We start from the raw sequence: 10,639 nt of genomic DNA, 5'->3' as shown, positions 1-10,639 counted from the left end.
ATTGAGGGGGTTAAGGGCTTCAATTATAGCATCGATAAGCTCATCGACCTCTTTCATAGTAAGTCCGGGATTGATGGTTTTCTTAATTATATGACATCTCACCAAGCAAGGTTGAACTTAGCAACCAATCTACAAAGCAAGCAATTTTCCCAGAGCTGTTTTACCTTACTGTAAGAAGCTATAAGTAGTGTGAGCCTAGCCCTCAATTGGGTTATTCGAACACATAGAGAAAGGCAGTATATTGTATTCCGTGATTGCTATTTAAATTGAACCCAAGTCAGATCGTTTTCTTCTTCAAGTCTGCCAGCAATAGCCGGTTTTAACCCTACTCGCTTATTATCAACCTGAATTAGGGTACCTATTTGCGTTTCCTGAGGATTTTTTTCCACCTTAATAAAAAGCACTCCCTCTTGCCTGACAAGAACCGGTTTTTTGGCGCCATCTGCAATAATAAGTTGTACATCGATGGAAATTTGATTTGTTTTAACAAAATCAAATAATTCACCGCGGACAGAATCAAAACAAATCTCAATACCAATCTTAAGGCCAAAATAATTTTTAACCAGTGTATCGCGTTGACCTGATTTAAAATAAACTCGTCGTAAATCCATCATATTTAGAAATCCCTCGTTAGTATAATCAAAATCATAGTTCGTATGTGGATTTCTTTTTTGTATTTCTGAATGTTACCACGATAGAAAAAATAAGCGGCATTGCGATAATAGTTTTCGTGATCAGAATCGTCTTTCTTGTACCAACACATTGTTCCTGGAACAATTAGCATATTAGTATCCACTGAAAGCACTTGTAATCGTCTTTTGAATTCGTTCTTCTGCTCTTGCGTACAATATCTTTTGTAACAAAATTCAAAAAGATTTTTAAATAGATATTCAGGCGCCACAAAAATGGCCGTAGGAGGTTGTGCTGCCTGCTTGGTACCGTTTCCACTTCGCGTGCCTTTGAAAGCCTCCAGTTTACTTTTAGCCCAAAATAACGTGGATTGTTTGCTAGTGTTCCCCTCTTCCTTTTTAGCCAAGTATCTTTTCGCAAGAAGAATTCGCTCCTCCACTATCCTTAAACGCTCATCGAAGGAGTAAGAATAAAAATTTTCTTCTGGTTGAAAAGCAAAAACCTGCAATGAATCAAGAGATTGATTCTGCTCAGGCGACACAACTTTCTTTTTTGAAGGCATACAAAAACCGTAAAAAGCTATCTGATATTTAATTCCTTATAACGCTTACTTGTTCATAGCGTTGATGACATTCAACACATGCTCATCCAACGCACCGCTATCAGAGCTTAAGGAAAAAGCTGCAACGTCTTCATAGAGATGATCGCGCTCCTGGCGAAGCTTATTTAAAAAGGCTTTGTAATCTGGATTTGGTAAAAGTGGGCGATTATGAGAAATTCTTTCAAGTTGCACGGAAATATTTACTTTCAGGTAAACAGTAAATTCGGCAGCAAGTAATTCCCTGCTTTTCTTACTACAAACAATACTATCATCGGTCGTTACAACGATATAGTCCTGATGTTGTTGATGAGTCAGAATCTCCGTCATACAATGATGAAACGTGTCTTCGCCTTTGCTACCAAGAATGTCAGTCAAATTACGGCCAATAGAGGGCGCCAATCCAAAATCCGCATCAATAAATTGCCAACCAAGTTTATCAGCCAAAGCCTGTGCCAACACCCCTTTTCCGGCACCTGAATGGCCAATAATAAAAATGCGCTTGGGTAGATTCATCTTTGGCTCCTGCTGATCGATTTAATCTATTTTGCATCATTGATCGTTCTTACTCAACAATAGCAAAAGCAATCTTCATACTATCTTCATAAGGCATAGAAAAATTTTTATGAATCAGTTGCTGACAAACTCTACTCATTAGCTTATGTGGTAAGAGTGGATGCATAAAGCCACTGACAAACCAACCACCATGGATAAAAAAATCAAAAACATCTTTTTCTGTTTTAAGAGAAATTTGAATCTTTTTTTCCTCCAATGTTTTAAGCTTGAATCCACTGGCTTCAATCATGTTCTGTAAATGGTTTAAATCTTGTGGAACATACACTTTCTTTAGCGTTTTCTTTATATGGTATGCAACCAGTTTGTTAAAAGGATTGGGAGATTCCTCGAGTACAGGCAATAAAGACTGAGCAACAGGAAACGAGTCCATCGTATTGGTCACTATTGAAATTAATCCTCCCCCAGCAATTAATTTTCTACACTCAGCAAGAATCAAAGGAAGAGGAACATAGGCAGACACAAAATGGGCGAGAATAAAATCAAAGTCTCGTTTTTTGATAATAGTGGATGCCTTAGTAATATCCCCATGATAAGTTATGCACTTGAGAAGCTCTTTTGCCCTTTCCAGCATTTTTTCAGAAATATCCAGACCCTGTAAATTTGCGTTAGGGTAATGCTCTGTGTATGGAAGTATATCGGTACCATCACCCATGCCCAGCGCAAGGATTGAGTTGAATGAACGATTTTGGGTAAGAACCAAATCAACAGCTCTCTGTTTCGCTTCATCAAGAACTTTGCCACTGATGTCTTGATTATAGGTTTTGGCTACTTTGTTATATAAGCGTTCTATTTGCATTTTTAAACCTAATATGAAGAAATTTGATCAAATCATATCGCTTTATTTGCAATTTACAAGCGCTCCATTTTGATGATTATTCAATTCAATACCACAGCAGATAGCAAGCAGATTGCGCTATAAACAATCTGCTTGTTTTACAGTGTAAGCTTTAAATTATCTCCAGCAACGCAGTTGGCCAGCTGCATTATACCAACAATCTGGGCGCCCAGGAGCCGGGGTTGCATTAGGACCAGGACTATTGGGCACGCATCGGCCAAAAGCGGTCATATGATAGCCAAATCCGCATCCATTGGCCGCACTAACGCTCGATGTATACAATAAGCCAAACGCTAAGATGGTTCCGATTACTACTGCACCCAATAGCCTTGATAAGGACATAGAATGCGTACTCATGATATCCTCCTTGTTTTTCATTGGTATTTATTCATACACCATTAAGTATAGAGTTTGATTTTAATTTTGCATTTAAATTAATCATGTACGACAAAAATAAACCACATGGTGAAGTTTAAAATAGTAATACCTATTGCTAAATTTGGTTATAATGAAAGCCAAATTTGATGTGGTTTTGGATAAAGAAATCGAACTTAGTTTAAGATGTATCAAAACATGTATGGTAGCATCATGTCAGATTTAACCTTTACAAACTCTCTACAACCAATTGATGCGTATAACTACTGGGTTTCTAGATAAAAGCGAAACTAAATAATTAGACTAAATAATAATAAATACAATAAATCCCAATATTGAGGCATGAACTGTTTCCCACCATAATTGCCGTAATAAGAAAAATTCCCAATCCTAGAAGGTAAAATAAAAACCAAAGCGATTGTTTCCCATCAAGATCTCGATGCATTTTTTTATAAAACAATAAAGACAGGAAAATACCAGGACAAGAAACGTGACTACTAATAATTTTCGTACACTATGAAAACCAGACCAATAAACACCTACAGTACAGACATAGAAACCAATAAATGCAATAAAACCACTACAAGGTAAACGGAAGGGTCTTTTATAATCAGGCAATTGTTTACGCAAACATATAAGACAAAGAGGCCCTACAGCATAACTAACCATTAATATTGCTACTAAAAAAGCCGACATTTCTTGCCAACCGCGTAACACGATAGACATCGTCGCAGCCAATAAAAAATTCACACACAAACTCACCCAAGGAACCTGATGTTTATTCTTTTAGTGAAAATTTTCGGTATATAAGCGACTGAATCCATGCTCGCTAGCATATGAGCTGCCGTAGTCGAATAAACGAAGCCTGTTGAATAAGGTGATACAAAAGCATCAGCATATAATAAAGTACTAAGCCATATCATCCCTGCCAGAGCGGCCAACGCAGCAAAAGGACCAGCATCACCTGTAAAGGATAACTTAGCCCCATCCCTCGCTAAGATCATGCTCACTGACGCTGCCTATAAATGACCATTGCAAGCTTGTATAAAGCAAAGTTGTCACCAATAACGAGCCCATCAAAATGAGGGGAACGTATTTTCCTGGTTGTTCAATTTCGCCCATCATAATAATGACTTGCCGAAATCCCAACAATGAAAAGAGTATACCTCCATTCGACATAGCCGCCATAATACCCTGCCAACCGTAAGGCATGAAACCACCATATTGGAAGAAATTATTCGCGTGATAACTCATAGTTAGCAAACTAATGACTGTCAGGATTGGGATTACTATTTTCCAGATAGTAAAAGTGGCATTAATTCGTGCGAATATGCCAATCCCGAAATAATTAAATAAAACAAAACTCATTAGCAACAACAGTGCAAATAAATAACCCAATGGCGTATTGGTATAGAGTATGCCCTGATGAGTTATTAATCCTGGAATATAATTACTGGCGTACTGGATAACCCCCTGAGTCTCAATCACCGGTAAAATGGCCAGGGAAAACCAGGCTAAACTGTTTATCATCACACTAGTGAGGCGGCCATGAGTATATAAAGGTAAACAAGCCAGTGTGTCAGCTCGGGGAAACATTGTTCCTATTTCAGCATAAGCCAAGGCAACAAATAACAGTAAAAAACCAGCAAGAGGCCAAGCGATAATTGCTGCCGGACCAGCAAAATGAGCAGAATACAAAGAACCAAATAACCAACCTGAGCCAATCATACTGGTCATTGCAATCCATAATAAACTCAACGCACTCAGATTTTTTTCATGTAAATTCACGTATCCTTGTGTTCTGTTCAGCAAAATTATTTTTCAAAGGCTTTAAAGAATTGTATGTGGAAAAAAGTTGATTACCAACCTCTTGTTTGACTCAAGTACTGAACATACCGCAATAACCTTAACAAAGCCTTCTCCTTATTGTCTTCGCTCCATAACTTACTTCGCCAAACCACGCCTACAATGAAGCATATCTTAAATGATATTTATGCAGCAATTTATCCAGAACCATTCTCGCTTTCGTATTTTCACTTATCCAAACGCCTGTTAGAGCCTGCCTCATTTTGTTATTAGTTCGCAATAATTTATCGAAAGATTCCCAAGGAACCTCATAATTTTTTATAAAAAATCTTCCAAAGGCCCCGCTGCGATACAAGCCAATTCTGTAAGATTATTTGTCTGAGCTAACAACGCTTCAATTAAGCTTATTCCCTCTAAGGGTTCGTCTATTATTTTATCGATTTTTTCTACTAAAGAATCATCATACTGCTTATTTCGAAACGCCGTCAGATAAGCGTCTGCCAAGGGGATATATTTATTAAGCATGCTCAAAATTTTATGGAAATGGCAATAAATAGTTAGAATATAGCCGAGTGAATGCCTCAGTCAAAAAACCGAACTTCCTCAGCTGGGAATAGTAAGAATAGCAACCTTTAGATCTGAAAAGCGGCTCTTGGTTCCTCGGGAAGCGATAATTCCCTATGAGAAGTAACTGCTTTCATGTAAAGAATACTATACAGATGAGGATATTTCTCTCCGCCAGGTTTATTAGCTTCTATTTTCAAAGTATCTTTTTCCAATAATCTACTGTCAATCTCAACTAAAACGACCTCATTAATTCCCTTAAAGAATTTTTCGAGAATTGCAGGATATTGATGTTCGAAAGTTAAATGGATAAATCCATCTTTCTTATCATTTACAGAGCCTTCAAAACTACCGCTTTCTTCGAAAGCGTTCCACTCTTCAACGGTTAAAATTTTATAAACAAAAGTCATCTCTTAAGACCTTATTCAGTTGATTTGACCGCAAAATATTATCACAAAATGATTAACCTAAAATTAAACCATATGAGCCAGCATTAACGCTATTTTTTACGGGAAAGTTTACATACAAGAGCAAAAAATTCTTCTGTATGCAGTGCGAGTTTATCTTTTTCAGCCGTTTTTTGAATTATTTCCTAAAAAACGATTAATTTGTTCCGCACACTGATTGCATTTGAGATGTTTGAAATGAGCAAGTATCTCTCCAGCTCGGATTAAATCATTATAGCCCAAACAATTTAAATAGAAACTATATCTATCTGGCACTGTAGGAGCTGACGCAATGCGCTTTATATGTAGAAATGGACACCATCGATGCTCTACTGCCTGGAATGTATTATAGGAACGAGTAAGTGTTTTCAAAAGCTTTTTGAGCAGCGGTGAATTGGTTTGCTCAAAAACAGGGAATAAATCAGCCGGCTCGCGTGGTGGCTGATTTGAAAAATAGCTTTCTTTCGGCAACATGATTTTTAAATAATCAAAATGAATCAATGCTTTATACTTAAATAATTTTAATTTCGACATTGTACTAGCATCAGGATCATTCGCGAGATAATCATTAATAACCTCGATTAGAAAAGAACCATAACCATTCACAATCGAACACCAATCACACCAGGATTTAATTAAGGGGCTAAAATTAGCACGCGAAAAAGAAACATAATCCTCTAATTTTTTATCAGTGTGGGCCGTAAGAATTAAGCCTTGACGAACCAAAGTAATTAAATAATAAAGATTAAACAGATTGGGGCTAACCAGTGCGCCATTGACGAACATACGCAGAGATTTGTTTTCCCCAAAAAACAGCGATGTTTCGTAATTTTTTCTCAAATTCAGTGACAGTTTAAAAAACTCATAGGAATATCGATGTACAAGAAGATGGTTTTTAATCGATAACATAATTTATTTAACGTCTTGTGCGGATAGAGCAAGTTTACTTCGGTATCGGATCAATGATCAATTTAAAATTAGAGGCTTATCTCCCTTGCCTTGAACAATAAAAATTTTCAACCATGATTAAGTTAAATCCTTGTTTTCGAAAATTGTATGCCTCATCTTTATACCATTGGACATTCAACTCATCCCCTGCAAGAATTTATAGAGATCCTGCATTTCTACCATATTAATCACTTGGTTGACGTTCGTACTGTACCAAAATCTCGCCACGTCCCCTGGTTTAACAAGGAGGATTTGTCTGCCTCTCTTGCGAAGGAAAATATTGCTTATACTCATTTATCCAAATTAGGGGGCTTAAGAAAAGGTTCGCCAACTTCCATCAATACTGGTTGGCGGAATGCAAGCTTTCGTAGTTATGCTGATTACATGCAAACCATATCATTTTATGAAGGACTTAAAGAATTACATGATCTAATCAAAAATAACACCGTTGTGATCATGTGTGCTGAGGCTTTACCCTGGCGCTGTCATCGCTCACTTATCGCCGATGCAGCAATTATAAGAAAGATCAAAGTTCTCGACATTATCAGTAAAAGCTCAATCCAGCCGCATAAATTAACGGAATTTGCTATAATTAACAAACAAACAAGACCTTTTCAGATTTATTATCCTAAATCCTGATTGTAGCAACGTCATTTCGAACGCAGTGAAAAATCTCTGGGCTTAATACAGAACTTATTTCTGGAGGATTGCTCGCTACGCCTGAGATAACACGAAAATATGTTCAGAATAATGTGAGGAATATACATCACCTGATTTTATTTTATTCACGTTTCTCTTTATCCTGCAGACGAATACCATCCGACTCGATGTTAATTATGCCTTGTTTATAGAGTTGGCCTATTGCACTCTTAAAGCTTTTTTACTCTCGCTGAATGCACGTTGGATCTCAAGAGGTGAGCTTTTATCATGCAATGGTAAAAATCCACCTTTCTTTTGTAATTGCACCATGATGCGCTGTGCCAACTCCTGGATGCTATCCTGTCCAGTTTTTCTTAAGACCACATCAATCTTTCCATCTTCTCTTATTGTTTTTATATAGCCTCGTATTTTTTCCATAACTCAAAACCTGAAAGATATCCCCTGAGTGTATTAAACCCCAGTGACTATCGTTAATAATGACTTTGGTACCTAAAGGAGTAGTTTCAGCAATCAGTAGATTCACTTCCTCGCCAGGTTTGTAACGAGCTGGTAATTTATCCAGAAAATGATCGATTTTAGAACTGGCAATAATACGTCCTTCATTATCTTGCTTCACATAAACAAGGTAGGATTTATCTTTTTCCATCGGACGACGTTGTTCAGGCCGCGGAACCAACAAATCTTTATCCAACCCCCAATCAAGAAAAGCGCCTATCCGATTAACATCAATCACTTTTAAAAAGGCAAAACTGCCTACTTTGGCACGAGGCGGCAAGGTTGTGGCAATAATCTTATCTTCCGAATCGAAATAGATAAATGCATCTACAACATCATTCACTTTAGTATCTTGTGGCACGACTTTATTAGGCAATAAAATTTCACCCCAACTACCACCATCCAGGTAAACACCAAACGCGACTGATTTGATTACCTTTAATTTATTAAACTGCCCTACTCTAATCATTGCTTTACTCATATTTTTAGCATTGCCGAGCTTAACATAGAAATAACAACTACATTAAGAAAGCAATGGATTCAGAAATTATGTTTTAATGTTACTCTCAGTCTTAAAGATTTAGTACCCGATATATAAGGACATAAATAGTGTGGCTTAATCTTAGAAATCTGTCTGGACCTCCTTTGCTTATTCTACTGTGCCCTCCCTTTGTCATGTTGATGTGGTATACCAATACTGAGTTAGCAGGTTCCTTAGCGGCGTTATGGAATATAATGACTCAAAAAGGATTGGTACAAACCATCTATGACGTATGGAGACCTTATTTGGGTTCAGGTACCGCCTGGGTAATCATTGGCTGCTTTATCGCTTTGAAGCTGTTTAATGCGTTTCTACCCGGAAAACCGTTTCATGGGCCTCTTACACCAAAGGGAAATATCCCGATCTATAAAGCGAATGGCGTTTTAGCCTTCGTCACTACGATTACAACGTTTTGTTTTGCTACGTTTGGCCTGAACTTATTTTCTGCAACCATACTGTATGACAATCTGGGCAGTATTCTAGGCGCTCTTAACCTTTTCAGCCTTCTTTTCTGTGTCTTCTTGTATGTTAAAGGGCGATTTTATCCTTCATCAACTGATACAAGTACCAGCAATAATATTTTATTTGATTACTATTGGGGAACGGAGCTATACCCACAAATTCTTGGTTGGCATATTAAACAATTTATCACTTGTCGTTTTGGCATGATGAGTTGGGGATTATTTCTTATCTCTTATTGTGCCAAACAAGCAGAATTGAGTGGATTAGCGAATTCAATGCTCATTTCTGTCTCATTACAATTCTTATATATAGCAAAATTCTTTCTTTGGGAAACAGGATATTTACGCTCACTGGATATCATGCATGATCGAGCCGGCTTTTATATTTGCTGGGGTTGCCTGGTCTGGGTTCCTTGTATCTACACCTCACCAAGTATGTATCTTGTACTCCACCCAATTCATTTAAATTTTGGATGGGTAACACTCATTTTAAGCTTGGGGGCAGCCAGCATCATTATCAATTACCTTGCTGACAAACAACGGATACGAGTAAGAGAATCGGAAGGTCATTGCAAAATATGGGGCAAAAAACCCTTAATTTTACCCGCCCATTATAAAACCAGCGAAGGCAATACTAAGAAAACCTTACTGCTTGCCTCAGGATGGTGGGGTCTTGCAAGGCATTTTCATTATATCCCAGAACTGGCCAGCGCCTTTTTTGGTCTGTTCCCGCCCTTTTTACCCACTTCGCCCCTTACTTTTACGTTTGTTTCCTGACAATTCTCCTCATCGACCGTGCCTTTCGTGATGATAAACGTTGCGCTGAAAAATATGGTCACGATTGGAGTAATTATTGTGCGCTTGTTCCTTATAAAATCATTCCTTTCATAATTTAAGAAATACTGTTAAGATTCCCTATTTACAAAGATTGTCCAATAAATTACGATCTGCCCCAGGCTCAAAAGGGGCGCCTATACCCACGAAAGAGGATCTCACCCCCAAACGTCAGTTATCGAATCTTATTATTCGTTTAACCTTTTGTTCAGCTGGATTGTGGGTTTCTGGCAATAAACAGAAGGTGTAAAAATGAATAAGCCTCATAAATCCTTTCGTGTCAATGAATGTAAAATCCAAGCATCCATACTACTCAAGTCATTACATTCCCAAGACATGAGTACGAGCCAACAGGCAGTAAAGCGTTTTCAACGCTTACCTGAATTAGCTCCATTTTCTCTCACTGAACTACCAGCAAGAATACAACGCAAGCATGCTCTCGCAGTGATTGCGCTAGAAAAAGGGTTCAAATGCTGGGAAGATTTAAAATGCCAATTACCTTTTATTCAAGGTGGATTTCTGAATAAATGGTTTGCCAGTTACCTCGAAGCAAAAGCCCATCTGCAAATAAATGGTGGTTTTTTATTGCCTTATCGAAACCAATTTTTTATCTGTGATGCCAATTACATCAAGAACCTTGGATTTAATCCAGAAGATACTGATTGGCTATTAATTGGCTACGACTGGAATACTCCCAATCATCGGGAAGCCTGGCAAAGGCTTTATAAAAAATGGATGAAAATTCAGCAAAACTGACTGGCTTAAAAAATAATCCTTGCAGGCGCTCGGAGCAAAGAACCTTTTGCTATGAACGCCTACCGAATAATCCACGCAACAATAAAAGCCCTATACCAGCAGCAATTAGTATGG

At 37.8% G+C, this 10,639-nt stretch carries 11 protein-coding genes and 3 pseudogenes; 3 read left to right on the top strand and 11 right to left on the bottom strand.

The window, feature by feature from the left end:
* Positions 1-257: 257 nt before the first annotated feature.
* From BN58_RS30775 to BN58_RS09420, 9 genes and pseudogenes are all read right to left on the bottom strand, one after another.
* Positions 258-614 (bottom strand): hypothetical protein, encoded by a 357-nt coding sequence (locus BN58_RS30775; protein WP_019216607.1) that lies wholly within the window; start codon positions 612-614, stop codon positions 258-260.
* A gap of 2 nt (positions 615-616) precedes the next feature.
* Complete coding sequence (locus BN58_RS30770) at positions 617-1,192, bottom strand: hypothetical protein (protein WP_019216606.1); 576 nt, start codon at positions 1,190-1,192, stop codon at positions 617-619.
* 45 nt (positions 1,193-1,237) lie between these two features.
* Complete coding sequence (locus BN58_RS23775) at positions 1,238-1,744, bottom strand: shikimate kinase (RefSeq protein ID WP_019216605.1); 507 nt, start codon at positions 1,742-1,744, stop codon at positions 1,238-1,240.
* A 49-nt stretch (positions 1,745-1,793) separates the two neighbouring features.
* The gene (locus BN58_RS09445; RefSeq protein WP_019216604.1) at positions 1,794-2,600 is read right to left on the bottom strand and encodes a class I SAM-dependent DNA methyltransferase; all 807 of its coding nucleotides are present in this window, start codon (positions 2,598-2,600) and stop codon (positions 1,794-1,796) included.
* Between the two features lie 156 nt (positions 2,601-2,756).
* Positions 2,757-2,996, bottom strand: a complete 240-nt coding sequence (locus BN58_RS09440; protein ID WP_019216603.1) for a GCG_CRPN prefix-to-repeats domain-containing protein — start codon at positions 2,994-2,996, stop codon at positions 2,757-2,759.
* Between the two features lie 311 nt (positions 2,997-3,307).
* Positions 3,308-4,751, bottom strand: a pseudogene (locus BN58_RS36965) (APC family permease); the annotation flags it as partial.
* 387 nt (positions 4,752-5,138) lie between these two features.
* Positions 5,139-5,324 (bottom strand): hypothetical protein, encoded by a 186-nt coding sequence (locus BN58_RS09430; RefSeq protein ID WP_156812456.1) that lies wholly within the window; start codon positions 5,322-5,324, stop codon positions 5,139-5,141.
* A 128-nt stretch (positions 5,325-5,452) separates the two neighbouring features.
* Positions 5,453-5,794: a DUF952 domain-containing protein gene (locus BN58_RS09425; protein ID WP_019216600.1), complete on the bottom strand. Its 342-nt coding sequence runs from the start codon at positions 5,792-5,794 to the stop codon at positions 5,453-5,455.
* A 159-nt stretch (positions 5,795-5,953) separates the two neighbouring features.
* Entirely contained in the window at positions 5,954-6,616 is a 663-nt protein-coding gene (locus BN58_RS09420) for a hypothetical protein (RefSeq protein ID WP_019216599.1), read from the bottom strand.
* A gap of 270 nt (positions 6,617-6,886) precedes the next feature.
* Between BN58_RS09420 and BN58_RS09415 the strand changes: the two genes are divergently transcribed.
* Positions 6,887-7,417, top strand: coding sequence for a DUF488 domain-containing protein (locus BN58_RS09415; RefSeq protein ID WP_019216598.1), 531 nt, complete (start codon positions 6,887-6,889; stop codon positions 7,415-7,417).
* A gap of 142 nt (positions 7,418-7,559) precedes the next feature.
* Here BN58_RS09415 and BN58_RS33645 read toward each other — a convergent pair.
* A pseudogene (locus tag BN58_RS33645) lies at positions 7,560-7,747 on the bottom strand (hypothetical protein).
* 55 nt (positions 7,748-7,802) lie between these two features.
* Positions 7,803-8,414, bottom strand: a complete 612-nt coding sequence (locus BN58_RS23765) for a CvfB family protein (protein WP_232220488.1) — start codon at positions 8,412-8,414, stop codon at positions 7,803-7,805.
* Between the two features lie 194 nt (positions 8,415-8,608).
* Between BN58_RS23765 and BN58_RS23760 the strand changes: the two are divergent.
* Both BN58_RS23760 and BN58_RS09400 read left to right on the top strand, forming a co-directional pair.
* Positions 8,609-9,831: pseudogene (locus BN58_RS23760) on the top strand (7-dehydrocholesterol reductase).
* Positions 9,832-10,021: 190 nt separating this feature from the next.
* Positions 10,022-10,525, top strand: a complete 504-nt coding sequence (locus tag BN58_RS09400) for a hypothetical protein (RefSeq protein WP_019216596.1) — start codon at positions 10,022-10,024, stop codon at positions 10,523-10,525.
* Positions 10,526-10,639: the final 114 nt, after the last annotated feature.

Source organism: Legionella tunisiensis, from assembly GCF_000308315.1.
Classification (GTDB): domain Bacteria; phylum Pseudomonadota; class Gammaproteobacteria; order Legionellales; family Legionellaceae; genus Tatlockia; species Tatlockia tunisiensis.
The sequence above is the reverse complement of the archived record's forward strand: the minus strand, read 5'-3'. Positions and strand labels throughout refer to the sequence as shown.

Coding starts and splice junctions, on each gene's coding strand:
- BN58_RS30775 (WP_019216607.1), bottom strand. CDS start 614: ATGATGGATTTACGACGAGTTTATTTTAAATCAGGTCAACGCGATACA.
- BN58_RS30770 (WP_019216606.1), bottom strand. CDS start 1,192: ATGCCTTCAAAAAAGAAAGTTGTGTCGCCTGAGCAGAATCAATCTCTT.
- BN58_RS23775 (WP_019216605.1), bottom strand. CDS start 1,744: ATGAATCTACCCAAGCGCATTTTTATTATTGGCCATTCAGGTGCCGGA.
- BN58_RS09445 (WP_019216604.1), bottom strand. CDS start 2,600: ATGCAAATAGAACGCTTATATAACAAAGTAGCCAAAACCTATAATCAA.
- BN58_RS09440 (WP_019216603.1), bottom strand. CDS start 2,996: ATGAGTACGCATTCTATGTCCTTATCAAGGCTATTGGGTGCAGTAGTA.
- BN58_RS09425 (WP_019216600.1), bottom strand. CDS start 5,794: ATGACTTTTGTTTATAAAATTTTAACCGTTGAAGAGTGGAACGCTTTC.
- BN58_RS09420 (WP_019216599.1), bottom strand. CDS start 6,616: ATGTTCGTCAATGGCGCACTGGTTAGCCCCAATCTGTTTAATCTTTAT.
- BN58_RS09415 (WP_019216598.1), top strand. CDS start 6,887: ATGCCTCATCTTTATACCATTGGACATTCAACTCATCCCCTGCAAGAA.
- BN58_RS23765 (WP_232220488.1), bottom strand. CDS start 8,414: ATGAGTAAAGCAATGATTAGAGTAGGGCAGTTTAATAAATTAAAGGTA.
- BN58_RS09400 (WP_019216596.1), top strand. CDS start 10,022: ATGAATAAGCCTCATAAATCCTTTCGTGTCAATGAATGTAAAATCCAA.